Origin of the sequence: Nocardia acididurans (genome assembly GCF_016741815.1) — a bacterium.
In the GTDB taxonomy this organism is placed as follows: Bacteria; Actinomycetota; Actinomycetes; order Mycobacteriales; family Mycobacteriaceae; genus Nocardia; species Nocardia acididurans.
This window is the reverse complement of record NZ_JAERRJ010000005.1, coordinates 142596-166999: the sequence shown is the minus strand read 5'-3', so window position 1 is coordinate 166999 and position 24404 is coordinate 142596. Positions and strand designations below refer to the sequence as shown.

The 24404-nt window shown below is 69.3% G+C and carries 25 protein-coding genes; 12 read left to right on the top strand and 13 right to left on the bottom strand.

Annotation, left to right across the window (positions count from 1 at the left end; translation table 11 throughout):
- The first annotated feature begins 39 nt into the window (after positions 1-39).
- Positions 40-999, top strand: a complete 960-nt coding sequence (locus tag JK358_RS14045) for a helix-turn-helix transcriptional regulator (protein WP_201947645.1) — start codon at positions 40-42, stop codon at positions 997-999.
- Here JK358_RS14045 and JK358_RS14040 read toward each other — a convergent pair.
- The gene (locus JK358_RS14040) at positions 993-2033 is read right to left on the bottom strand and encodes an isopenicillin N synthase family dioxygenase (protein ID WP_201947642.1); all 1041 of its coding nucleotides are present in this window, start codon (positions 2031-2033) and stop codon (positions 993-995) included. The two genes, JK358_RS14045 and JK358_RS14040, sit on opposite strands and share 7 nt — an antisense overlap.
- Before the next feature lie 141 nt (positions 2034-2174).
- Here JK358_RS14040 and JK358_RS14035 point away from each other — a divergent pair, with 141 nt between their 5' ends.
- Positions 2175-2819, top strand: a complete 645-nt coding sequence (locus JK358_RS14035) for a DUF4097 family beta strand repeat-containing protein (RefSeq protein WP_201947641.1) — start codon at positions 2175-2177, stop codon at positions 2817-2819.
- Here JK358_RS14035 and JK358_RS14030 read toward each other — a convergent pair.
- The 3 genes from JK358_RS14030 to JK358_RS14020 form a co-directional block, all read right to left on the bottom strand.
- Positions 2778-3836 carry a TIGR03617 family F420-dependent LLM class oxidoreductase gene (locus JK358_RS14030; protein WP_201947638.1) on the bottom strand — a complete coding sequence of 353 codons (1059 nt, stop codon included), beginning with the start codon at positions 3834-3836 and terminating at the stop codon, positions 2778-2780. The two genes, JK358_RS14035 and JK358_RS14030, sit on opposite strands and share 42 nt — an antisense overlap.
- An 83-nt stretch (positions 3837-3919) precedes the next feature.
- Positions 3920-4654, bottom strand: coding sequence for an ABC transporter ATP-binding protein (locus tag JK358_RS14025; protein ID WP_201947636.1), 735 nt, complete (start codon positions 4652-4654; stop codon positions 3920-3922).
- 26 nt (positions 4655-4680) lie between these two features.
- Complete coding sequence (locus JK358_RS14020; RefSeq protein WP_201947634.1) at positions 4681-5730, bottom strand: ABC transporter permease; 1050 nt, start codon at positions 5728-5730, stop codon at positions 4681-4683.
- A 131-nt stretch (positions 5731-5861) separates the two neighbouring features.
- Between JK358_RS14020 and JK358_RS14015 the strand changes: the two genes are divergently transcribed.
- From JK358_RS14015 to JK358_RS14005, 3 genes are read left to right on the top strand one after another with little or no spacing between them, the layout of a single operon-like run.
- Positions 5862-7016, top strand: coding sequence for a sensor histidine kinase (locus tag JK358_RS14015; protein ID WP_201947631.1), 1155 nt, complete (start codon positions 5862-5864; stop codon positions 7014-7016).
- A complete protein-coding gene (locus JK358_RS14010; protein WP_201947629.1) occupies positions 7013-7648 on the top strand; it encodes a LuxR C-terminal-related transcriptional regulator in 636 nt (211 codons plus the stop codon). Before JK358_RS14015 ends, JK358_RS14010 begins: the two co-directional genes overlap by 4 nt.
- Before the next feature lie 20 nt (positions 7649-7668).
- Positions 7669-8241: a hypothetical protein gene (locus tag JK358_RS14005; RefSeq protein WP_201947626.1), complete on the top strand. Its 573-nt coding sequence runs from the start codon at positions 7669-7671 to the stop codon at positions 8239-8241.
- Here JK358_RS14005 and JK358_RS14000 read toward each other — a convergent pair.
- Positions 8189-8689 (bottom strand): DUF3291 domain-containing protein, encoded by a 501-nt coding sequence (locus JK358_RS14000; RefSeq protein WP_201948367.1) that lies wholly within the window; start codon positions 8687-8689, stop codon positions 8189-8191. The genes JK358_RS14005 and JK358_RS14000 overlap by 53 nt on opposite strands.
- Positions 8690-8722: 33 nt before the next feature.
- Positions 8723-9367, bottom strand: coding sequence for a helix-turn-helix transcriptional regulator (locus tag JK358_RS13995; RefSeq protein WP_201947624.1), 645 nt, complete (start codon positions 9365-9367; stop codon positions 8723-8725).
- A 91-nt stretch (positions 9368-9458) separates the two neighbouring features.
- Between JK358_RS13995 and JK358_RS13990 the strand changes: the two genes are divergently transcribed.
- From JK358_RS13990 to JK358_RS13975, 4 genes are all read left to right on the top strand, one after another.
- Entirely contained in the window at positions 9459-9884 is a 426-nt protein-coding gene (locus tag JK358_RS13990) for a PPOX class F420-dependent oxidoreductase (RefSeq protein ID WP_201947621.1), read from the top strand.
- Positions 9885-9898: 14 nt separating this feature from the next.
- Positions 9899-10693 (top strand): precorrin-4 C(11)-methyltransferase, encoded by a 795-nt coding sequence (gene cobM / locus JK358_RS13985; protein WP_201947618.1) that lies wholly within the window; start codon positions 9899-9901, stop codon positions 10691-10693.
- Positions 10694-10842: 149 nt separating this feature from the next.
- On the top strand, positions 10843-11319 hold the full coding sequence (locus tag JK358_RS13980; RefSeq protein WP_201947615.1) for a nitroreductase family deazaflavin-dependent oxidoreductase: 477 nt from the start codon (positions 10843-10845) through the stop codon (positions 11317-11319).
- Between the two features lie 193 nt (positions 11320-11512).
- Positions 11513-12940, top strand: coding sequence for a vanadium-dependent haloperoxidase (locus JK358_RS13975; protein WP_201947614.1), 1428 nt, complete (start codon positions 11513-11515; stop codon positions 12938-12940).
- A 29-nt stretch (positions 12941-12969) separates the two neighbouring features.
- Here JK358_RS13975 and JK358_RS13970 read toward each other — a convergent pair whose 3' ends face one another.
- Entirely contained in the window at positions 12970-14100 is a 1131-nt protein-coding gene (locus JK358_RS13970; RefSeq protein ID WP_201947613.1) for a GDSL-type esterase/lipase family protein, read from the bottom strand.
- A gap of 110 nt (positions 14101-14210) precedes the next feature.
- Here JK358_RS13970 and JK358_RS13965 point away from each other — a divergent pair, with 110 nt between their 5' ends.
- Positions 14211-14687 (top strand): MarR family winged helix-turn-helix transcriptional regulator, encoded by a 477-nt coding sequence (locus JK358_RS13965; protein WP_307817515.1) that lies wholly within the window; start codon positions 14211-14213, stop codon positions 14685-14687.
- 44 nt (positions 14688-14731) lie between these two features.
- On the opposite strand, the gene JK358_RS13960 is transcribed toward JK358_RS13965, so the two are convergent.
- The gene (locus JK358_RS13960) at positions 14732-15319 is read right to left on the bottom strand and encodes a helix-turn-helix domain-containing protein (RefSeq protein ID WP_201947611.1); all 588 of its coding nucleotides are present in this window, start codon (positions 15317-15319) and stop codon (positions 14732-14734) included.
- An 81-nt stretch (positions 15320-15400) separates the two neighbouring features.
- On the opposite strand from JK358_RS13960, the gene JK358_RS13955 reads away from it, so the two are divergent.
- Both JK358_RS13955 and JK358_RS13950 read left to right on the top strand, forming a co-directional pair.
- Complete coding sequence (locus JK358_RS13955; RefSeq protein WP_307817514.1) at positions 15401-16444, top strand: NAD(P)/FAD-dependent oxidoreductase; 1044 nt, start codon at positions 15401-15403, stop codon at positions 16442-16444.
- A 38-nt stretch (positions 16445-16482) separates the two neighbouring features.
- The gene (locus tag JK358_RS13950; protein WP_201947606.1) at positions 16483-17634 is read left to right on the top strand and encodes an epoxide hydrolase family protein; all 1152 of its coding nucleotides are present in this window, start codon (positions 16483-16485) and stop codon (positions 17632-17634) included.
- Between the two features lie 64 nt (positions 17635-17698).
- On the opposite strand, the gene atzF is transcribed toward JK358_RS13950, so the two are convergent.
- Genes atzF through JK358_RS13925 form a run of 5 tightly spaced genes read right to left on the bottom strand, consistent with a single transcriptional unit; the run spans position 17699 to position 24400 of the window.
- Positions 17699-19429 (bottom strand): allophanate hydrolase, encoded by a 1731-nt coding sequence (gene atzF, locus JK358_RS13945; RefSeq protein WP_201947604.1) that lies wholly within the window; start codon positions 19427-19429, stop codon positions 17699-17701.
- Positions 19430-19438: 9 nt separating this feature from the next.
- Positions 19439-21409 (bottom strand): 5-oxoprolinase/urea amidolyase family protein, encoded by a 1971-nt coding sequence (locus JK358_RS13940; RefSeq protein WP_201948366.1) that lies wholly within the window; start codon positions 21407-21409, stop codon positions 19439-19441.
- A gap of 50 nt (positions 21410-21459) precedes the next feature.
- Positions 21460-22077 carry an urea amidolyase associated protein UAAP2 gene (locus JK358_RS13935; RefSeq protein WP_201947601.1) on the bottom strand — a complete coding sequence of 206 codons (618 nt, stop codon included), beginning with the start codon at positions 22075-22077 and terminating at the stop codon, positions 21460-21462.
- The gene (locus JK358_RS13930) at positions 22074-22823 is read right to left on the bottom strand and encodes a DUF1989 domain-containing protein (RefSeq protein ID WP_201947599.1); all 750 of its coding nucleotides are present in this window, start codon (positions 22821-22823) and stop codon (positions 22074-22076) included. Before JK358_RS13930 ends, JK358_RS13935 begins: the two co-directional genes overlap by 4 nt.
- 56 nt (positions 22824-22879) lie before the next feature.
- A complete protein-coding gene (locus JK358_RS13925) occupies positions 22880-24400 on the bottom strand; it encodes an amino acid permease (RefSeq protein ID WP_201947597.1) in 1521 nt (506 codons plus the stop codon).
- Positions 24401-24404 lie beyond the last annotated feature (4 nt).

The window sequence follows — 24404 nt, the reverse complement described above, 5'->3', positions numbered from 1 at the left end:
GGCCAGGTTCGGTCCTATATCGAGAGGAGATTCGGAGTCATGACAGACACCCCGGCGCGACTGCTCCGCCTGCTCTCCCTCCTGCAAACCCCGCGTGAATGGCCGGGTAGCGAACTGGCCGACCGGCTCGGCGTCTCCGACCGCACCGTGCGCCGCGATATCGACCGGCTGCGCGAACTCGGTTATCCGGTGGAGGCGACCCTCGGCGTCACCGGCGGATACCGCCTGGTGGCCGGCGCCGCCATGCCGCCGCTGCTGGTCGACGACGAGGAAGCCGTCGCCATCGCGGTCGGCCTGCGCGCGGCGGCGGGCTCGGCCATCGCGGGGATCGAGGAGGCCTCCGTGCGCGCCCTCGCCAAACTCGAACAGGTCCTGCCCGCCAAACTGCGCCGCCGCGTCCGCGTCCTCGGCACGGCCACCATCCAGCCGAGCACCGATGCCGCGGCCGTCGACCCCGAGGTGCTGACCACCCTCGCCGCCTGCGTAACCAACAGGGAGAGAGTGCGTTTCGCCTACCGGGCGGCCTCCGGCGCGGAGAGCCGCCGCAATCTCGAACCCATCGGACTCGTGCCCGCCCACCGCCGCTGGTACCTGGTCGGATTCGATCTGGACCGCGACGACTGGCGCAGCTTCCGCGCCGACCGCATCGAGAACCCGCAGCCCACCGGAGCCCGCTTCACCCCGCGCGAACTCCCCGCCCGCGACGCCGCCGCCTACGTCACCGGCGAGCGAACCGATTGGGGCACACCGACACTGCGCTACGACGTCACCATCCAGCTGCCCGCCTACCGCGTCATCGGGCGGCTCGGCGATCTGCCCGGCGACATCACCCCGGTGGACGAAACCACCTGCCGTATGGAGTCGGATCGCGACGATTCGCTGGAATGGGTGGCGCACCGGCTGGTCGCCCTGGGCGCGGACTTCCACGTCCGGCAGCCACCCGAACTCATTCAGGCGCTGGAGGCCGTGCGCGCCCGCGTCGACCGGGCCGTTCAGTAGGGAGAGCGCGCCGACCGCATTCGGGCTGCCTCCCGCTCGGCCTTCGTATTCGGTTGCAGGGCACGCGAACCCGCGAGCTTGGCGCGAATGTGCTCGGCCACCGTGACCGGCGCGTACCTGCTCCCGTCGCCGAGGCACGAGGGCAGCGTCTCGATGACGGCGTCGATATTGCCGTCATGGAAGTACGCCGCGCTGCGCCTGCGCTCGATCGTGCCGTCGACGACGGGCGGCTGGACCCGGTGCAGGGTCGACAGCCAGCGCTCGTTGGTCCACCGTGCCGTCAGATCACCAAGATTCACCAGCAGCGCATCCGGGGCGGGCCGCACGTCGTGCCAGTGCCCGTCCGCGCCCAGCACCTGCAATCCGGGGGCCTGATCGGCCCACAGCACGGTCACGATCCCGTAGTCCGTGTGTGCGCCCATGCCCGTCAGCTCACCGTCGAGTTCCACCTCGCCCGGCGGCAGCGCGTAGTTGTTCATCCGCAGCACATCCAGCGAATGATCGGTGTATCGCTCGAAGTATCCGGCGGGCAGTTCCAGGGCGTCCGCGAACGCGGTGGTGAGTGTCCGCGCCACCCGGCCGGCCTCCCGGAAGTACGCTTCGACCAGTGCGCGGAACTCGGGAACCTCACGCGGCCAGAGGTTTTCGGGATAGTCCGCGAGCGGCAGCTCCAGTCCGGGGTAATCCGACACGGCCGCACCGACATTGAACGCCTCGAAGAAGTCGTTCATCCGGTTGGCCGACTCGACCCCGAGGCTCAGGCTCAAACTCTCGCTCTTCGGCGGGGAGTACCCCCGATTGATCTCCGGTGGCGTCCGGTACCCCTGCTTCACCTCCGGTGCGAGCGCGAAGAATCCGTCGATGGCCGCGGCCAGTCCGTCGATCACCGTCTGCGGTACGCCGTGTCCGACGATCTGCATGAACCCGACCGTCCGTGCCGCCTCGTCGATCCGTCGCGCGACTATGCGGCGTTCGTGCACGTCACCCGTGGTGACGTAGGCCGTGATGTCGATGACCGGTACCTGGAATTCCATCGGGCCGCCCTCCACCCTTGCGTGTACGTATACATCTACGTATAGTTGGATTTGTTCCACTCCGGCCCACAGCGGCCGACAGTTCACCCGCGGGGTCCACTCACCCCGCTACCCATTCTGCGCATTTCGAGGAGTACAGCCATGCCCACATTCCAGACCCCGGACCCCATCACCGCCATCGTCGACGTGCCCGTCGGCACGGTGCACGTCATCGCCTCCGACCGTTCCGACACCGTGGTCGAGGTGCGCCCGGCCGACCCGTCGGACAAGAACGACGTGCGCGCCGCCAAGCAGGTCCGGGTCGAGTTCGGCGCGGGCCGGTTGAGCGTGACCACGCCGAAGAGCTGGCGTCCCTTCGGGCCGTTCAGCGGAACCCCGTCGATCGAGGTGACCATCGAGGTGCCCACCGGCACCCGGTTGAAGGGCGGCGTCGCGCTCGGCCGGCTGCTGGCCACCGGCGAATTCGCCGACTGCGAGCTGGAGGTCGCCTCCGGCGACATCGCCGTCGAACGCCCCGCCGGACCGGTGACCGCGACAACCGCCAAGGGGGACATCAGCGTCAGCGAGGCGGCACGCGGAATCCTGCGTCTGCAGACCCACATGGGTGACCTGCAGGTGGGCATCCGAGCGGGCAGCGCGGCCCGCCTGGAGACCAGCGCCCTGCACGGCCACGTCCAGAACCGCATCGACCCGGCGGCCGCGCAGCCCGGCACCGAGGACCTCGTCCAGGTCTACGCCCGAAACTCATACGGCAACATCATCATCGGACACACCGCCGCCGCCTGACGTGCGGATCCGGGCTAGCATCGCACCGAATTCCTCGTCATCCCGCGGATCGTTCGGCGGGTCCAGTGCGATCCCCTCGCACACCCCGCCGAACCACTCCGCCAGCACCCCCGGCAGATCGGCGTAAACCCCCTGCGGCACAAGCGCATCCAGGATCTCATCGGTCAGCAGCCCGGTCAGCCGATCCCACTGCTTGTCCCCGGCGGCCTCGCTCAAAGCCGTTGCGGTGTGCCCGAACCCGAGCAGATCCAGCGTCCCCCGGTACGCGGGCGTCGAATAGAGGAACGCCAACTCCTTGCGCGCCTTCTCCCGCGCCACCGCCAGCGCCCCCTCGTCGCGCCCGGTGATCGGCTTCGGCACCACGACAACCCGTGGCCCGCCATCGCTTCGCCCGCACTCCGCCGCCCCCGCCCGCACCGCGGGCAGCACCCGCTCGGCCAACATCCGCGGATGCGACCCCGTCGGATGCGCCACGAACCCGTCCGCCACCGCCCCCGCCAGCGCACACATCCGCGCGTTCACCCCACCGGTCCAAATACTCGGCGCGGCGACATCGATGGGCCCCGGATTGAAAAACGGCTGCAATCGCGTGAACGTGTAATGACTTCCGCGATACTCCAGCCCACCTCCACTCTGAAAGACCTCGAATATCGCCCGCACCGCCCCCACGTAATCCCGCAGCCGCGCAACAGGTTCGGTCCACTCCACCGAATACCGCCCCACCATGTTCCCCCGCACCTGCGAGGCCACCCCCAAATGGAACCGCCCACCCGAGAACCGAGCCAGATCCCAAGCCGCACAAGCGGTAACCATCGGACTCCGAGCAAACGCCACCACCATGCTGGTCCGAATCACCACCGTCGAACTGTGCTCCGTCGCCACCGCACACACCGAAAACGGATCCCGCACCGTCTCCGAAACATGCACGGTATCGAACCCGAGCCCCTCGATCCGCCGAACCCGCTCCGCCACCAGCGACAACGGCGTATCCGCCGGCAAAGACGTCACAACCTCCATCCCCGCACCCTAGCGATGGAGTACACGAGGGGCGCGGCTCCGGATACGTCCTGCAGGACTGGGTCGACTGAGCGCCCGGCGGTTCAGGCGGCGGTGTGGTGGGTGAGGCTGCGTTCCTGGGTGAGGACGCCGTCGACCATGCGGTAGACGGAGTCCATCTGGTCCAGGTGGGAGAGGTCGTGGGTGACGAGCAGGGTGGCGGCGTTGTGGTCGCGGACGATGCCGGCGATCAGGTCGATGATGGCCGCGCCGCGTTCCTGGTCCAGGGCGCTGGTGGGTTCGTCGATGACCAGTAGGGCGGGGTTGTTCATGAGGGCTCGGGCGATGTTGACGCGTTGGCGCTGGCCGCCGGAGAGTTGGGCGGGGCGTTTGTGCTCGTGGCCGGAGAGACCCACGGCGGACAGGAGATCTCTTGCGCGGGAGCGGGTTTCGCGGCGTCGGGACGGGGGGACGAACCAGGACGTGCCGAGGTGGGTCATTGCCTCCAGTTGTTCGACGGCGGTGAGGGCGGGGATCAGGTTGGACTGCTGGAAGACGATGCCGATGGCCTCGCGGCGCAGGGTGGCTGCCGCGCGGCGGTTCAGGGTGGCGAGATCGAGTGTGCCGTCGGCGGTTTCGAGTTCGACACGGCCCGAATCGGGGCGGAGCAGGGTGGCGGCCGCGGCGAGCAGGGTGGATTTGCCCGAGCCGGAGGGGCCGGTGATTGCCGCGATCTCGCCGCCGCGCACCCGCAGGTTCACGTGGTCGAGTGCGGTGATGCGGTCCGCGCCGTCGGGGAAGGTGAGCGTCAGATCGGCGATGGTGAGGGTGTTCGACATCGGAAACTCCTGGGAGACAGGGGCTGTCAGCGGGCCTGGTTGAGGGCGGTGAGCGGGTCGGTGGTGGCCAGGAAGCGCAGGGCGAAGGCTGCGCCGACGAGGCCGAGGACGATCAGGGCGGCCGCGGGGAACAGGGTGGTGCCGAGGCTGAGCACGAATGGGACCGCGTCACCGAGGAACAGGCTCGCGATCACGGTGCCGCCGACTCCGAGGCCGACGCCGATGAGCAACACGATCAGGGCCTGGCTCAGCGCATCGCGGATCAGCGAACCCGTCGTCGCGCCAAGGGCTTTCAGGACCGCGATGTCGGGCTGGCGCTGCACCGTCCACACGGTGAAGAACGCGCCGATCACCAGGGCCGAGATGGCGAAGAGCATGACGGTCATGAGGGTGAGCGACCCGTTCTCGGCCTGGTAGGAGCTCATGGCCGACAGTGAGCCCGAGGTGGTCGTCGTGGTGGTGTGCGCGGCGGCATTGACGGCGGACATATCGGGCACGCCGGAGACCGCGAGAATGGTGGCCGCGCCGGAACGCGGGTTCTGAGCCTGCCAGTCGGACAGCGTCATCCACACGACGGGCGTATGGGCGTACCAGTCGTCGCCGGTGACGCCCCGCACGGTGAAGTTGCCGGTGCCCAGCTGGACTGTGTCTCCGATGCGCGCGTTCAGGTCCTTGGCGGCGGCGCTGCTGAGAATCACCGTGCCGGGGTCGGTAACTGTTCGATTGCCGAATGGTGTTCCGCTGACGCCGAACAGGGCGACCTGGGTGGGCGACGCGCCGTCGACGGTGGCCCGCGCGCGACTGATGCCGATCGGGTCGACGGTGCCGCCCGCCCGCTGCCACACCTGGATCTGATCCTCGCCCAGCGTGGAGGAGTCGAAGGACGGGCTCGACCCGGTGTCGGAGAAGACGACGGTCGAGGTCTCGAGCGATTCGACGGCCGAGATGTTCTGGTGTGCGAGCCCGGCGGTCAGCCCGCTGAGAAAACTGACCAGCAGGGCGACCAGCATGACCACCGTGGTGATGAGGAGGAAGCGGCCGCGGGCGGCCCGCAGATCCCGGAGTGCGACGAACATGCCTCCACCCTTCCGCCGGCGCGCCCGGAAACCATCGTCGAGCGGGACGAATCCGGGACCGGCCAAGGGTGGGTCGGCGTTTCCAACTTTCGATGGATGCCGCTCGGGTAGCCGGGCATAAGCTGGTCGGCGTGCACCGCTCGCCCCTGACTCCCGTGTTCGCCGCGCTGCAGCTCGGGCTGCATGTGCTGGTGGTGATCCTGACCGGGATCGTGACGGTGCAGGCCGTCATGGCCGACGAGTACCCCTACCTGGTGATCGTGCTGGCCGGGGCGTTCCTCGGCGTGTACTTCGTCGGCGGCCGGTTCCGGCGGAATCTGCGCGCCGCGCGGATCTGGCTGCTGGCGCTCACCGCGCTGTGGCTGGGTCTGGTCGCGGTCGCGCCGCTGGCCGTGTACCTGGTCTTCGGCCTGTTCTTCCTCTACCTGCATCTGCTGCCGCGCGCGTGGGGCATGCTGGCCGTCGTCGCCGCGACCGCCGTCGCCGTCGTCGGTTTCGCACTGCATCGCGGCTGGACCTTCGGCGGCGTGATCGGACCGCTGCTGGGCGCGATGGTCGCCGTCGCCATCGGGCTCGGCTACGAGGCGCTGTTCCGCGAGGCCGCCGACCGGCAGCGGCTCATCGACGAATTGCTCGCCACCAGAGAGACTCTCGCCGAACAGGAGCGCACCGCGGGCAAGCTGGCCGAGCGGGAGCGGCTGGCCCAGGAGATCCACGACACGGTGGCGCAGGGGCTCAGCAGTATTCAGATGCTGCTGCACGCCGTGGAGCGCGCCGCCCCGGATCATCCAGCGCTGGAGAAGATTCGGCTGGCCCGCGAGACCGCCGCCGACAATCTCGCCGAAACCCGGCAGCTCATCGCGGAACTCACGCCCGCAGCGCTGGAGGGGCAGTCGCTCACCGAGGCGCTCAACCGGATCGCGCGCCGGGCCGCGGCGCCCGGACTGGATTCCCAGGTGCTCGTCGAGGGCGCGCCGCAGCGCCTGCCGATGTCCGTCGAGGCGGCCCTGGTGCGGATCGCCCAGGGCGCGGTGTCCAATGTGGTGCAGCACGCGCGCGCCGACCGCATGCGAATCACGTTGACCTACGCCGATGACGCCGTGCACCTGGATGTGGTGGACGACGGCGTCGGCATCGCCCCGGCCGTCCTGCAGCGCGCGCCGTCGGGCAGCTTCGGCCTCGTCGCCATGCGCAGCCGGGTGGAACAGCAGGGCGGCACCATGAATGTCGAGTCCGACCCCGGCCACACCGCGGTCACCGTCTCCTTCCCGCTGGAGGACCAATGATCCGCATCCTGCTCGCCGACGATCACGCCATCGTCCGCGCGGGCCTGCGCGCCCTGCTGGATTCCGGTGTGGCGGAGAGTGATTCGGTCGACGTCGAGGTGATCGGCGAGGTGGCCACCGCCGAGGAGGCCGTATCCTTCTGCGCGACGACCGAGGTCGACCTGGTCCTGATGGATCTGCGCTTCGGCCCCGGCAAATCCGGTGCGCAGGCCACCGCCGCCGTCCGCGAACTCCCCTCGCCCCCGAACGTTCTGGTGGTCACCAACTACGACACCGACGCCGACATCCTCGGCGCCATCGAGGCGGGAGCCTGCGGCTACATCCTCAAGGACACCCCGCCCGCCGAGCTGATGGCCGCCGTTCGCTCGGCCGCGGCGGGCGAGAGCGTACTGTCCCCCTCGGTGGCCTCGAAACTCATGACCCGGGTGCGCAAACCCGATACGACCTTGAGCCCCAGGGAGATCGAAGTCCTGCGCCTGGTGGCCGACGGGCTCTCCAACCGGGATATCGGCCGCCGCCTGTTCCTCAGCGAGACCACCGTCAAATCCCATCTGGTGCACATCTATTCGAAACTGGGCGTCAAATCCCGCACCTCGGCGGTTGCGCGCGCCCGCGAACAGGGCGCAATCTGAACCGAATCGAAGGGGTTCCCATGTCGGACTACACCATCGAATCCGATCCCGGAGCGGCGGCCGTCGCGAAGATCCTGGAGCACTGGACCACGGATCTCGGTTCCGACCGCGCCGCCTACACGAACCACGCGATTCGCGTCCTGCGCCTGTGCGATCTGCTGCACCTGCACTACGGCGGCTCCGCCGACGAATTGCCCGGTACCCGTGAAGAGTTCGTGGTCGCGGCCGCCTTTCACGACCTGGGCGTCTGGACCGCCCATACGTTCGACTACCTGCCCCCGTCCCTCGACCTGTCCCGGACGTGGCTCGCGGACCGCGGTGAATCCGCCCTGATCCCACTGGTTTCGGCCATGATCGACGACCACCACAAGCTCCGCCCGGCCGGTTCCCGGATGTCCCCGATCGAACTGTTCCGCCGCGCCGACGCCATCGACGCCTCCCTGGGCGTGGTCCGCTTCGGGCTCCCGAGGCGCGAGTACGGCGCGCTGCGTCGCGCGGTACCCGACGCGGGCTTCCACAAGCGGCTCGCGCAACTGTTCGTCACCCGTGTTCGGCAGCACCCACTGTCTCCGGCTCCGATGCTGAAGTGGTAGCCGCCGGCGGGTCGTAGTCCTCGCGCAGGGTGAAGGCTTGCGGGGAAGGGCCTTGGGCGCGAAGGAGTTTCAGGCGGTCCAGGGCCTCTTCGAGAGTCGGCGTGTGGCCGATGGGGATCCACCACAGCACGATCATGGGTTCGCGGGGGCGTTCGAACCACTCGTTGCGGCGGCGCAGGAAATCCAGGTGGTGGGAGCGGTAGATGTAGTCCCACAGGGCTTTCCGGGACTCCCAGACCGAGATGTTGATGATGACGTCGTCGCCGAGCGGGCGCAGCGAGGTGGCGTCGGAGCCCTCGTCGTCGACCAGGCGCCAGACGAAGCCGGGCGACTGTTCGGCCAGCGCGTTGACGGGGGCGAGGTTGGTGGTGAAGTCGGCCATGCGCGGGTCGTCCAGGGGATGGCGCAGGGTGGCGTTGTTCATCTCGGCGAGGTGATAGCCGTTCATGACGGTCACTTCACCATGTCCGGAGTTTGTATGTCAATCTTCATTGGTTTTAGAGACCTCGACAGCGACGCAGCACAAACCGGGTCGGGGGTCCATGCGAGCTCGGACGCCGGGCGCGTCGCCGAGCAGTCCCTCCAGCAGTGCAAGGTTCATGCCGCAGACCAGTGGGGGATGGGATTCGGCCAGCGCGTGGAAGGGGCAGTTGCGCATGCGGACGGTACCCTCGTCGGTGAACGGTTCGTAGCCGCGCGCGGTGAGTACCTGGATGACGGCGGGCAGGCCGGAAAGCGGTTGCCGCAGGGCGCGCCCCTGCCTGCGCGCCGCCTCCTGGAGTTCGGTGTCGAGCCGGGCCTCCTCGGCCACCGTGGCCAAAAGGTCTGCGGCCGTTCGATAGTCGCGCGGCGGCAGGGTGATCTGATACTCGCCGCCGGAGCGGCGGTAGAGCTTGGCGGGACGGCCCGCCCCCGGTCCGGTGCGGCCGCTGAGCCGCTTCGACTCGGTTTCCAGCAAACCCGCTTCGACCAGTTTGTCCAGATGGAACGCCGCGAGCGTGCGCTGGATACCCGCCGCCTCGGCCGCGTCGTTGCGGCTGACGAGTTCGCCCCGGCCGCTCACGTACTCGTAGAGCCGACGGCGGACGGGGTCGTTCAGGGCGGTGATGGCATCGATGTGCTGCACCCGTGCATTCTATGAACAACCCCGATGCGTCTTAGAGGCGTGTCGCCGCGCGGAGCCGGGGCGTGGCGTCCGGAAGATCTACGGTGGGGACATGGCATCCATCTCTGATCCCGAGGTGCGGGAGTTCCTGTCGCAGGGCACGCGGACCGGGAAGCTGGCCTTCACCGCCGGCGACGGGCGGCCGCTGGTGACCCCGGTGTGGTTCGTCCTCGACGGCGACGAGCTGGTGTTCAACACCGGAAAGACCTCGGCCAAGGGCAAATCCATCCTGCGCGACGGCCGGGTCACGCTGCTGGTGGATCTGGAGCGGCCGCCGTACGCGTTCGTGCAGGTACAGGGGGTGACCAGGGTGTCGGAGGAGATCGGCGAACTGGTCCGCACCGCCACCGCCATCGGCGCGCGGTACATGGGCGCGGATCGTGCCGCGGAATTCGGCGCACGCAACGGCGTGCCCGGTGAACTGGCGGTCTGGCTCGAGCCGAGGAAGGTCACCGCCGCGTTCGATGTGACCGCCTGAATACACTCGCCCGCATGACAGTGCACTTCATCGGGGCCGGGCCGGGCGCGGCGGATCTGCTGACCGTGCGGGCCTGCGACCTTCTCCGGAAGTCGCCCGTCTGCCTGTACGCGGGCACCTATCTCGACCCGGAGGTGCTCGGGCACTGCGCGCCCGACGCCGAGCTGATCGACACCCAGGGCCTGGATCTGGACCAGATCATCGAGCACTGCGCGCGGGCGCACGCGCAGGGCAAGGATGTCGCCCGGCTCTGCTCGGGCGATCCCTCGCTCTATTCGGCCCTGCACGAGCAGACCCGTCGCCTGGACGCGCTCGCCATCCCGTGGGACGTGACCCCGGGCGTGCCCGCGTACGCCGCGGCCGCCGCCCTGCTCGGCGCGGAGCTCACGGTCCCGGAACTCGTGCAGTCGGTGGTGCTCACCCGCACCCGGGCGCGCTCCACCGCCATGCCGGAATCCGAGGCGCTGGCGAATTTCGCGGCGACCAGGGCCACCCTGGTGCTGCATCTGGCGGTCACCCGAATCCGGGTTCTCGCGGAAGAACTTGTTGCCGATTACGGCCCGGAATGCCCGGTGGCCGTCGTCTATCGGGCGAGCCAGCCCGAACAGCAGGTGCTGCGCGGCACCCTCGCCGATATCGCCGATCAGGTCGAGCGGGCCGGATTGCGGCAGGCCGCAGTGATTCTGGTCGGTCCCGCGCTGACCCGGACGCTGGACTGCGCCCAGTCGCACCTGTACGACCCCGCCCGCGACCGGACCCACCTCACCGATTGGCAACCGCCGTCAAGTGGCGATAACGTGTTCCAGTAGAAGCCGGCCCTCCGCCGACGACCTGCCGGAGGCATCGTCCGGGATATCCCGCACGAATACTCGACGACAAAGACGTGTCGATATTTTCGACGCAGACGCAGCATGCACGTCCGCAGCCGCGGGACTCCCGTCAATCGTGAGGAACCGTCATGCCCGGAAGAGTACTGCCCAGAGTTGCCCGCCGCCTCGGCACCAAGCGCTGGATCATGAAGCGCCGCAACACAATCCTGAAACTGGATCGGGGGGTGCGGCGAGTCACCAAGGGCCGCCGCGGCGTCCTCGACATCGCAGGGCTGCCGTCCCTGGAGCTCACCGTGTCCGGTCGCAGAACGGGCCTGCCCAGAACGACCTCGCTGCTCTATATCCCGCACGGCGACACCATCATCCTGGTCGGCTCCAACTGGGGTAGGCCCGAACATCCCTCCTGGTCGGCAAACCTGCGCTCGGCCCCCACCGCGCTGGTCCACATCCGCGACGACTTCTATGCCGTCACGGTCGCCGAGATCACCGGTGTGGAACGAAAACGGCTGTGGGACCTGGCCGTCGAATTCTGGCCCGGCTACGAGATCGAGCACGAACTCTCCGGTCACCGCACCTTCCGCATCTTCGAACTCCACCGGATGTGACCGGCGCGGTTACCCGTTGAGAAGATTCACGGCTACTCGGACCGGGGATGCCTGCACCCTTGAAATCGGGTAGCGCACTACTGCCGCTATTCACGGGGGGATCGCGAATCGTGAAGACGGCGGGCGATACGCCGCGGAGCCGCCCCGGCGTATCGCCCGCCCTCGGATCGGAACGCAGTGGGAGGCAGGGGAAGTGGATCAGGTGCTGTATTGGAATGCGGTGGCGCTGGAGTCGGATCGGATGGCGCACACCGATATCAGGCCTGGGGAGGGAGGGGTGCGCGGGGCGGTGGGGAGTTCGCGTGCCCTGGGAATCGTGCAGCTGGCCGTGCACGACGCGTATTTCGGGATCGCGGGGGCGGAACACGGCTGCTGGCTGGACGAGCCGCCGGTCGCGGCCGAGGGGGCGTCCGTCGACGCGGCGATGGCGGTCGCGGCGCACACCACGCTGACAGCGCTGTATCCGGGCCAGACCGCCCGGCTGGACCGGGCGCTGCGGGAAGCCGGGGTGCACGGACCCGGGACGGGACGCGGATGCGCGTTCGGGCAGGCGGTGGGGCGGGCGGTGCTGAAGGCGCGGGCGGCGGACCCGGCGCTGACGGACGAGGGATACGTCCCCGACCCGGTCGCGCCCGGCCATCGGGCCGATCCGATGGAACCGGAACAGGGTTGCTACGCACCGCATTACGGCGCTCGGTCACACTGCTTCGCGGTCACCAGCCGATACACGCTGGACTCGCCGCCCAAAACCAGTGACCCGCGCTATCTGGCCGCCCTGCGGGAGGTGCGCGCCAAGGGGATCGCCACCGCCGCGGCCGCCACCCTGCCGCCCGGATTCCGCACGCGCACACCGGCGGAGACCCTGGCCGCCATCTTCTGGGCCTACGACGCCGCCCGCTGCATCGGCACGCCGCCTCGGCTCTACAACCAGATCGTGCGGGAGATCGCCACCGCGCGAGGCAATTCGGTGGCGCAGAACGCGCGGTTGTTCGCACTGGTCAACGCGGCACAGGCCGACGCCGCGATCCTGTGCTGGGACGAGAAGTACCGGCACAACCTGTGGCGGCCCGTACTCGGTATCCGGGAGCACGATCCGGCCACCGGGCCGCAGGCCACACCCGGCCAGGATCTGGATCTGGACGCCGATTGCGATCCGTTCTGGGAGCCGCACGGCGCACCGCGCAGCAATGACGTCGCCGCCAACAGTACGCCGGCCTTCCCCGCCTACCCCTCCGGGCACGCGGCGCTGGGCGCGGCGGCCTTCCAGGTCACCCGGCGCTTCTACGGCGTGCATGCCGACGGACCCGACACTCTCACCGACGGAATAGGTTTCATCTCGGACGAACTCGACGGGGTCAGCACCGACAATCGGGGCGCGATCCGCACCCGGCATTCCCGGGTGTTCCCCGGCGGGCTGTGGCAGATGATCGAGGAGAACGGGCAGAGCCGCGTATTCCTCGGCGTGCACTGGTCCTTCGACGCCTACGCCACCGATGCCCGCGGGGATATGGATCTCTCGCAGAACATCGGCGGCGTGCGGCTCGGGCGCGATATCGCCAACGACCTGTGGGCCAACGGTTTGCGGCAGGGTGCGGCGGCGGGAGCCCGGCAGCTCGGGTGAACCGTCCGGGCAGCGCTGCGGCAGGGCCCTCAGCCGAACACCGCGGGCAGCGCCTCGAGGTCGAAGGCCGCCGCGATGGCGCGGTGACCCGCGTCATTGAGATGCATACCGTCGCTGTCGAACTCGGGCCGGATGAAGTCGGGCCGTTCCGGATCCTGCACGGCCGCGGCGACATCGAAGACCGCGTCGAAGACGTCGGTGGCGCGCAACCACGCATTGAGCTCGGAGCGCACCGGAATGCCCTCGGCGACATTGAGTCCCGGATAGTACGCCCCGCCGAACGGGCCGATGGTGTTGGTGTAGATCGGCAGTCCGGCCGCGTGGGCCAGCCGCGCCAGCTCGGTGTATCCGGCGATCATGTCAGCGGCGGTGGCGGTGCGCTCGGCCAGAATCAGGTCGTTGATGCCGAAATTGGCCCACACCGCCGCGACACCGGGCACCGACAGCACATCGCGGGCGAAGCGGGACAGCCCGTGCTCGCCGACCTGATCGGTCAGCAGCCGGTTGCCGCCGATGCCCTGATTCACCGCCCAGCCCTTGGCAAGTCGTTCGTTGAGCATGTCCACCGAGCGGCGGTTCTCGCCGTGCGTGGAGCCGACGCCCTCGAACCACGAGTCGCCGAAGGCGACCAGCACCGGGGCTTCGGCGTCGGTCAGCACGTCGATTCCGGTCAGGAAGAAGCGGGAGCCGCTCTCCTCGGCGTCGGTCAGCGCGGGGGCGTCGACCTGATCGCCGGGAACGATCCACGAGGTGTCGACCGGCAGGTGCGCGAAGGCCGCGTGACCCGTCGGCTCGGGCAGGTGGAGGCTCAGCGCCAGCTGGGTTCCCGGCTCCACCGCCAGGTCGATCGGATCGCTGACCACATCCCCGAAGGCCGGAACCCGCACCTGCGCCTGGCCGCCGAACCGGATCCCGGTGCTGGTCTCGGGCGCGATCTCGCTGCCGTTCTTGCGCACCGCCACGGCTCCCGCGCCGATCACCAGTTCCCGATCGGAGTACCGGTTGGTGAGCCGCACCCGCAGCCGCTGCCCGCCCCCGGCGATCCGCACGACCTGCCGCAGGGTCTCCCCGGCGAACCCGCGCGGCTCGGCCAGCCGGATCTGCTCGGCCGGATTCACCAGCGGCGCACGGAAACCCGCCACCCAGCGCTGCGTCGTCATCGGAACCTCCGTTTAGTTGCTGTGCGGAATATTGCGTTGGCAACAATCTACGTCAAATGTTCCGCGTGTCAACTATCCGCACTGAAACTTTCGGGTTTATGCTGCTCACCGTGGAAAACAAGAAGCTCTTCGATGATCCGCGCCTGACCGCCGTCGGCCTGCTCTACGAGGCGCATGACGGACTCCTGGCCCGGCTGGAGACCACCTGGAAGGGCAACGGCCTCTCCTCGGGGCTGGACTTCAACGCGCTCACCCGGCTGAGCCGCTCCCCGGGCCGCAAACTGCGCATGACCGATCTCGCCGTCCAGACCAACCTGTCCACCAGCGGCGTGACGCGGCTCGTGGATCGCCTGGAGCGCAATGGATTCGTGCGCCGCGAGGCCGATCCGGGTGACCGGCGCAGTTCCTACGCGGTGCTCACCGCGGCCGGGGCCACCCGCGTGGCGCGCGTGCTGCCCGCCTACCTCGAGGGCGTCGACCGCTGGTTCACGAATCTGCTGACGCCGCAACAGCTGGAGGAGCTCACGGCCGGGCTGCGCATCATCCGCGACGCGACCGCGCCCGGTGCGGCACAGGTTTCGGACTGAGCGCTGCGACCGCACCCCGACGGTGCCGGGTTACCGCCAGCCGATCACGGGTTCTTCGGCTTGGGCCGGGCGCGGAAGTGCGCGCGCTCGCCCTGTTTGCCGAACAGGCTGAGGAATTCGACCGCGTCGTCATCGGCCGCGCCGAACCAGTGCGGTACGTGGGTGTCGAATTCGGCCGCCTCGCCGGGGGACAGGATCACATCGTGGTCGGCGAGCACCATGCGCAGGCGGCCGTTGAGCACGTAGAGCCACTCGTAGCCCTCGTGCGTGCGCAGCTCGGGCTCTCGGCGCGGGCTGTTCGCGGGGATGATCATCTTGAAGGCCTGGATGCCGCCCGCTCGGCGGGTCAACGGCAGCATGGTCATCCCGCCCCGGGTGAACGCCTTCAGATGGACGCGGGGATCGCCGGTGAGTGGTGCGTCCACCAGCTCGTCCAGGGTGACGCCGTGCGCGCGGGCCAGCGGGAGCAGCTGCTCCAGCGTCGGCCTGCGCGCCCCGGACTCCAGCCGCGACAGCGTGCTCACCGAGATGCCGGTCGCCGCCGAGAGCTCGGCCAGCGTGGTCTCCCGACTGCGGCGGAGTTCGCGCAGGCGGGGGCCTACCGCGTCGAGGGTCTGATCGAGGTCCTCCATGCGGACATGTTGCCATATCGGCAATTTTCTTTGCCGTTCTGGCGGTCGCACCGGCATGGTCGATCGCAGGAGGTGGTCACAGTGACCGATCAGCTGAATGACAGCTATGACGTGGTGGTGGTCGGCGGGGGAGCCGCGGGCCTGAACGGGGCGCTCATGCTCGCGCGCTCCCGCCGATCCGTGGTGGTGATCGACGCGGGCGCGCCGCGCAACGCCCCCGCCGCGGCCGCGCACGGACTGTTCGCCCGCGACGGCGTGCCGCCGCTGGAACTGCTCGAACGCGGGCGCGCCGAGGTCCGGCAGTACGGCGGGCAGGTCGTGAGCGGGGAGGTCGCCGCGATCGCACCGGCGACCTTTGCCGCTGAAGGAAATTCAGAGGTCGCCGCCGCTACCGCGGAAACCTCTGCCGCCGAGGGGGATTCGGAGAGCGCCCCGATCGGATTCGTGGTCACGCTGGCCGACGGTCGCTCGGTGCGGGCGCGCCGGATTCTGGTCACCACCGGTCTGGTCGACGAACTGCCCGACATCCCCGGCGTGCGGGAGCGGTGGGGCCGCGATGTGCTGCACTGCCCGTACTGCCACGGCTGGGAGGTTCGCGACCAGGTCATCGGCGTACTGGGCGGCGGTCCCATGTCCGCGCATCAGGCGCTGATGTTCCGGCAGCTCAGCGATGACGTCACCCTGTTCACGCACACCGGCACGCTGACCGGCGAACAGTCGGAACAGTTGGCGGCCAGGGGAATTCGCGTCATCAAGGGTGAGGTGACCGCACTCGAGGGCGACGGCGACCGCATTGCCGGGGTCCGGCTGGGCGACGGAACGCTCACGCCGATCGAAGCCCTCGTGGTCGGCCCGCGCATGGTCGCCCGCGCGGACTTCCTGCGCAGCGCCGGACTCGAAGCGATCGAACACCCCAGCGGCATGGGCGAATACATCCCGGCGGACGCCGTCGGCAAGACCGCGGTCCCCGGCATCTGGGCCGCCGGCAATGTCACCGACCTGTCCGCGCAGGTGGGAGCCGCCGCCGCTGCCGGAGCCTGGGCGGGCGCACAGATCAATGGCGAACTGATCACCGAGGAGACCGCGCGGGCGGTCGAAGAATCGCGAAAACTGGTCCGGAGCTAGGGCTCAGCCTGTCCTAGGAGGTCAATAACGTGTAGTTCATGAGCAGCGACATCACCCCCTTCCGCATCGACATCCCGCAGGATCAGCTCGACGACCTGCGCACCCGGCTCGGCGGCGTGCGCTGGCCCGCACCCCTGCCGGGCGACGACTGGGATACCGGCGTCCCGGTGCACTGGCTGCGCGAACTCGCGGAGTACTGGCGCACCGGGTACGACTGGCGGGCCGCGGAAGCCGAGCTGAACCGCTACCCGCAGTTCACCACCCGGATCGACGGGCAGCACATCCACTTCCTGCACGTGCGCTCACCCGAAGCCGATGCCACCCCGCTGCTGCTCACCCACGGCTGGCCGGGGTCCATCGTCGAATTCCTCGATGTGATCGGACCTTTGAGCGATCCGCGGGCACACGGCGGCGACCCCGGCGACGCCTTCCACCTGGTGATCCCCGCACTGCCCGGCTTCGGATTCTCCGGACCGGTCAGCGATTCCGGATGGGATATCGAGCGCATCGGCCGGGCGTGGGCCGAACTCATGCAGCGGCTCGGCTACGAGCGCTACGGCGTTCAGGGCGGTGATATCGGCGCCGCGGTGAGCCCGCAGGTGGCGCGCGAGGTACCGGACCGGGTGATCGGCGTGCACGTCAACGGCGGACCCGGACCCATGCCGCAGCTTCCGCTCGACGCGGCGGAGCTCGCCGAACTCACTGCGGCGGAACAGGATCGGGTGCACCGGATCGAGGCGTTCATGCAGGAGGAATTCGGCTACATCGCCATCCAGTCGACCCGTCCGCAGACCCTCGCCTACGGACTGGTCGACTCCCCGATCGGGCAGCTGTCCTGGATCATGGACAAGTTCCGCGAGTGGACGCATCCGCGAAATGTGGCGCCGGACAAGATCCTCGACCGCGACCGCCTGCTCACCAACGTGATGATGTACTGGCTGACCGGCACCGCCGGATCGGCCGGCTATGTCGGCTACGGGCAGACCGGGGCGTGGGGCGCGGTGCCCGCGAGCTCCGGAGTACCCACCGGCGCAATCATTTTCGCGCACGATGTCGGCATCCGACGGTACTCCGAGACCGAGAACAACATCACGCACTGGGTCGAGGTCGATCGCGGCGGGCATTTCGCGGCGCTGGAGGAACCCGACCTGCTGGTCGCGGACATCCGGGAGTTCTTCCGGAGCCTGTGACCGGATCCGATGCGGCGCCACCGGGATTCGAGCCACGGGAAGGCACGACAGCACGCGTAGACGCTCAGCAGCCCACCGCGCCGGCCGCCAGGGCAGCACGCCAGCCGCCGTATTCGCTGATGTCCTTGGCGGATGCGGCGGCAGCGCCGGCCGTGCTGAAACCCGTACGCCAGGAACCGTCTTCGAGCTCCACCGCGCCGAGCTGCATGGGCGCGGGGAGGGCGGCGAGGAAGCGGCCGAGAGCGGCGGGGGAGAGCAGCCAGCGTTCCCCGGCGATAGCGACCCCGGACTCGTCGTCGGGGACCCGGGTGACCGCGGGTTTCGACGGAGTGGTCGGCAGGGCGGCGAGACGGTAGCGGGGCGAGGTGCGCACCGGTCCCGCCCAGCGCGCCCCCAGCTCGATCAGCTGATGCTCGAGCGGCTGGCCGCGCAGATGCGCGCCGAAGACGATGAGCTCCTGCACCGGCGCAACAGCCAAGGGCCAAGCCGGTTCCGGGATCTCCTCGGCCGGTGCGCCGGTGACCAGCGCTGCCACGTCGAAGGCCACCGCGTCCTCGAAGGCGCGGGCGAAGACCGTCACGCCGAGTGGCACCTCCCCGGCGTCGGCTGCCGGGACGGCTACCGCGCAGAGATCGAACAGATTGCAGAAGTTGGTGTAGGTGCCGAGCCGGGAGTTCACGCCGATCGGATCGGCCGCCACCTGCGCGATGGTGGGGTGGGTCGGCACGGTGGGCGCGAGCAGCACATCCGCACCGGACAGCGCCGCCAGCGCACAGGTGCGCAGACGTTCCAATTCCGCCTGGTCCGTAACCAATTGGTGCGCGGGGATATCGCGGGCCGCGCGGATGATCGACGCCACCGTCGGATCGACCACCTCGGCATGCGCGTCCACGAACTCACCCACGGCCGAATAGCGTTCGGCCACCAGCGCACCGCTGTACAGCAGCCGGGCGGCCGCGAGGAACGGCTCCGCGTCGATCTCCACGATGCGCGCGCCCCGCTCGCGGAGTCCGTCGACCGTACGGTCGAAGGCTTCCCGCCAGGCCGGATCCAGATCGGGAAGGTGCGCGAACACGGCCACAACCGGATTCGGCGGCGCGGCCGAGCGGGTATCGGCGGGCCATGGCCGTGCGGGCGCGCCCGTCGCCATGACACCCATGGCCCGCCCGGCCGATCGCAGGTCCGCGGCGAAGACGGTCACGCAATCGTAGGAGCGGCAGGCGGGCACCACCCCGGCCGTGGACACCACGCCCACAGTCGGTTTGATGCCCACGATGCCGTGCAGCGCCGCCGGGACCCGCCCCGAACCCGCGGTATCGGTGCCGATGGCGATATCGACCTCACCGCGCGCCACGGCGGCGGCGGAGCCGGAACTCGAACCGCCCGAAACGAATCCGGCCCGGACGGCGTTCTCCACCACGCCGTACGGTGAACGGGTGCCGACCAGGCCGGTCGCGAACTGATCCAGATTCGTCTTGCCGACCACCACCGCACCGGCCGCCCGCAGTGCGGCCACCGCCGCCGCGTCCGCGCCGGGAAAATAGGTGTACTCCGGGCAGCCCGCCGTCGTCGGCAGGCCCGCCACATCGACATTGTCCTTGACGGCCAACCGAATTCCCGCCAGCGGGCCGTTCGCGGCGGCCGACTCGGCGGCCACGTCGGTGTCGGATCGGCGGTGGATCCAGACGGTCATTGTCGGCTCCTCGAAGTTGTCGGAACAGGTGTGGATGGCTTGTGGACGACTGTGGATCACTGGAGTCGGCTGTCCCGGAACGGTTTTGCCGATCGCGACCATATCGTCGGGCTAGTGCGCCTCGGTGAGTTCGCCGCTGTCCCGCCACGAATTGCGTTCGGCGGTGAAGGCTTCGGACTGGTGTGCGCGGAACTTCTCGATGGATTCGGCGTTGTCGGCGAGGAAGGCGCGATAGTCGGCGAGGCGGAACTCGCCGTCCTCGGCCTGGAGTTCACCGCGTCCGGCGGCGAAATCGGCGCGCAGGTCGGTGAGTTCGTCGGCGCTCACCGGATACCAGCTGATGCGGTCGAAATAGCGCAGCAGCCAAGGGTCTTCGGAGATTCCGGAGGAGCGGTGGTTCCACACCTGGGTGGTGCGGCCGACGAACTGGTAGCCGCCCGGACCCTCCATGCCGTAGATGCACAGGTACGCGCCGCCGATACCCACCGCGTTCTCCGGCGTCCAGGTGCGGGCCGGGTTGTACTTGGTGGTGACCAGGCGATGGCGCGGGTCGGTGGGGGTGGCCACGGGCGCGCCGAGGTAGACGTCGCCGAGCCCGAGCACCAGGTATTCGGCGTCGAAGACGATATCGAAAACCTCGTCCACCGTCGCCAATCCATTGGCGCGGCGGATGAATTCGATATTCCACGGGCACCAGGGAGCGTCCGCGCGCACGCCGTGCATGTACCGGGTGATGGCCTCGCGGGTCGACGGATCGTCCCAGGACAGCGGCATGCGCACGGTGCGGCTGGGCACCACCAGCTCGTCGGCGGACGGCAGTTCGGTCTCCACCTCGCCGAGCAGTTCGAGCAGCGTGCGGGTGGGCAGCCGGTCCGGATCGGTGCGGACCTGGAGAGACCGCACACCCGGCGTCAGTTCGGTGACGCCCGGCTCCGCACGCTCCAGCAGGGCCTGGTGCAGTGCGTGCACGCGGGCGCGCAGCTCCAGATCCAGTGTCATATCCCCGTATTCGATGAGGACCCCGTCATTGCCCTGGCGGCGGTAGGTGACCGCGGTGTCCGCGCCGTCGCGGCGGGCCAGGACGCCGTCGTCGCCGTCCCCGCCGCCGGACAGCACGATCGGCCAGGACGCCCGGCGCTCCGCGCCGAGTTCACGCAGGGACGCCGCGCGATCCGAGCGCACCGGAACGAAGCGCACGATATCGCCCGGGGTGAGCTGACCCAGCTTCCAGCGTTCGGCGGCGACCACCGTGACCGGGCAGACGAACCCGCCGAGGCTCGGGCCGTCCGGGCCGAGCAGGATCGGGGTGTCGCCGGTGAAGTCCAGTGCGCCAATGGAATACGCGTTGTCGTGGATGTTCGACGGGTGCATGCCCGCCTCGCCGCCGTCGGGCCGCGCCCACTGCGGTTTCGGCCCGACCAGCCGGACACCGGTCCGATCGGAGTTGAAGTGCACCTCGTAATCGGTGCCGATGATGGTGTCGAAGTCCTTGCGGGTGAAGAACTCCGGCGCGCCGTGCGGACCCTCGGTGACGGCCAGCTCCCAGCGGCGGGTCAGCACCGGCTGATCGTCACCGGCCACCCCGGCCGTCACGCGGCCGAGGGGTGCGCCGAGCGCCAGCACATCCTCGGCGACCAGGGCGCGCCCGGCCGCGCCACCGAACCTGCCCAGTGTGAAAGTCGCTCTGCTGCCGAGGTATTCGGGTACTTCGATACCGCCCGCGATCAGGATGTAGCAGCGCATGCCCGGTCCGCGCACCGCGCCCACATCCAGCACGCCGCCGGCGGGCACCAGCACACTGCGCCACTGCCGCACCGGTTTTCCGTTCACCGTCACCGGCACCGGCGCGCCCGTCACGCACACCCAGGTGGGCTCGTCGAAGCGCAGGGCCGGTCCGCCGAGCGTGCATTCGAGCCCGGCCGCGCCCTCCGGATTGCCCAGTGCGCGATTGCCCAGCCGGAACGACAGATCGTCCATCGGACCCGACGGCGGCACGCCCACATGCCAGTAGCCGACCCGGCCCGGCCAGTCCTGCACCGTGGTCTGCATTCCCGGCCGGATCACCCGCAGTGTCGCAGCCATGACCGCACCCTCCGTGGCGTCGGCGAGATCGGGTTGCGGGAGCACGGCCGTCATCGCGTCACCACCATGCGGACCGGCGTCGGATCGAATCCGTTGCAGGGGTTGTTGATCTGCGGGCAGTTGGAGACCAGGACCAGGGTGTCGATCTCGGCGCGCAGCGTGATGGTCTTGCCGGGGGCGGACAGGCCGTCCACGATGCCCAGGGTGCCGTCCGCCTCCACGGGAACGTTCATGAACCAGTTGATATTGGAGACCAGATCCCGTTTGCCCAGGCCCCATTTCAGGCCCTCGGCGAGGAAGTTCTCCACGCAGGCGTGCTGATGGCGGGTGTGGTGGCCGTAGCGCAGGGTGTTGGATTCCTGCGAGCAGGCTCCGGCCACGGTGTCGTGATTGCCGACGTCGTCGGCCACCACGGTCATGAGCTCGGTGCCGGAATCGGTGCGCAGGACGCTGCCGGTGGTCAGGAAGATATTGCGCTGGGCGGTGACGGTGGCCTGCGCGCTGTAGCGGTCGGTGTGGTCGGCCGCCGCGTACAGCAGGCAGTCCACCGCCTGGTTGCCGTGCAGGTCGATGATCTCCAGATGCTCCCCGGCGCGCACCACGGTCGACCACGGGCTGCTGGCGGGAACGGTCTCGTCCAGGACGACGGTGCGGGATGCGGCGATCATGCGAGGGTCTCCAGGGTGCGTGCGGTCCAGTCGCGCTCGGTGTTCTCCACGGCGCGCAGGTATTCCGGATCGGTGTTGTGCGGGGTGACCAGGTCCTCGGGTGCGGACCAGGCCACCAGGTCCAGCTCGGTGGTGGGCGAAAGGTCCAGGGGGTGTTCGGCATTGGCGACCAGCAGGGTCACCGGCAGCTGGATGAGCAGCTCGAGCGCCGCGCCCGCGCCCGCCGAGCCGGTCGGGGTGAGGCCGCCGTCGGATTCGACGCGCACGCCCCGGAACAGTGCGATGGTCGGGCCCAGATCGCGGGGCTCCAAGCCCTGTTTGACGCCGGCCAGCAGGAGCCGATCGCGGGCGGCGGGCGTCGGCCCGCAGAGCGTGTCGTGCCTGCCGGAGGAATCCGCGACGACGGTGGCGAGCACCCGCCCCTGATCCGACAGCAGCGGATGGCCCTGACCCAGGTACGCCTGCCACGGCACCTTCACGGTGTCCGCGACATTCAGCCGCTCCCACGGTGATTCGGCGCGCAACAGGAACAGGTGGGCGCAGGCCGCGCCCTTCGGATCCGAGAATCGGACCCGGGTGCCCCGGCCGAGCACGGCATTCGCATAACCACCCGACGGAATCCGCTGGGCGAAGGTCACTTTCGCGGAATCGACACCTTCCGGCAGCGTCGGGCCGCTCAGGTGCGCGGCGGCCGCCTGGGAGCGCGCGTGCGCGCGGGCGCTCGACGTATCCGCGGTGCTGGTCATGGTTACTCCTTGTGCGAAGAACGGGATTCGAATGCCGGCTCGGCCGGGGCAGGGTGTCAGGCGGGCTGCGGGACGGGATCGGTGCCGGTCACCGGGCGAGGCGTCACCGCGCGGTACACCGCGATGCCCACGACCACCGTGACGAGCACGAAAAGCGGTGCGGCCCAGAGCATCCACCAGCCGCCACCGGCCGGGGTGTAGATCTCCGGGCGCGGCCAGGCCAGGTTCACCGCCATCCCGAGACCCCACGCCACCGCGCCGATATTGATCGGCAGGCCCCAGCGACCCAGGCTGAACAGCGGGGTGCCGTCGTCGTCGGTCGTCCGGAAACCGGTGGTGCCCTGGATCCTTCGCACCAGCAGCGGCGTGGTCACCATGGCGTAGGCCAGGTAGATGGTGACGATGCAGACACTGGCCAGCGTCGCGAAGATGGCGGCATTGCCCAGATTGAGCACCAGCAGCCCGATACCGAGCACGCCGATCACCACGGCGGGCAGCACCGGCGTGCCGTAGCGCGGATGCACCGTGGCCAGCTGCTTGGCGAAGGGGAGCTTGCCGTCGCGCGCCATGGAGAACATCAGGCGCGAACCCGCGGTCTGAATCGCCAAGGTGCACACCGTGATCGCGCACGCCACACAGGCCAGGACGATCTTGCCGGGCAGGGTGCCGAGCTTCGCGGTGATCACATAGCCCAGCCCCTCGGTGGCCAGGGCTCCGTCGGTCAGGCTCGGGGCGGCCATGAGCGCGCCGAGCAGGATGAGGCCGCCGCCCAGCGCCGACACCGTCAGCGCGCTCAGAATGGTGCGCGGGGCGACCTGCCGGGGATTGACCGTCTCCTCGGAAAGCTCACCGGCGGAATTGAATCCGACCATCACATACGCGGCCATCAGGCCCGAGACCAGGAACGCCGCCCAGTACGGGCCCGGCGCGGCCTGATCGGTCTGCAGCACCACCGCCGGGCCGCGCTCGGCGCTGGTGAAGAACAGTGCGATAACCGCTGCCACGCCGACGATTTCGATGGTCACGCCGATGGAGTTGATGCGCGACATGAGATCGATGCCGATCACATTGATGGTGGTGGTGAAGGCCAGCAGGATGCTGCCCAGCAGCACCGCGTTCATGGCCCCGTCGCTGGAGGTCAGCGCGGTATCGGTGCCGATGAGCTGGAAGCCGTCCCAGATCGCGGGCAGCACCACCTGCAGCGCGATGGCGGCCGCGGCGGCGGTGACGATCTGGGCGATGATCATCATCCAGCCCGCGAACCAGCCCACCAGTTCGCCGCCGATGCGGCGGGCCCACTGGTAGATGGCGCCCGAAATCGGGTACCGCGCGGCGAGTTCCGCGAAATTCAGGGCGACCAGCAGCTGACCCAGGAAGACCAGGGGCCAGGTCCAGAAGAAGGCCGCGCCACCGAAGGAGTAACCGAGGCCGAAGAACTGGAAGATCGTGGTGAGGATGGAGACGAAGGAGAACCCGGCCGCGAAGGAGGCGAATCGGCCGAGCTTGCGATGCAGGACGGGTTGGTAACCGAAGCGGGCGAGGTCCGCGCCCTCGGCGCTGGTATCAGTGGCGACCATTGGC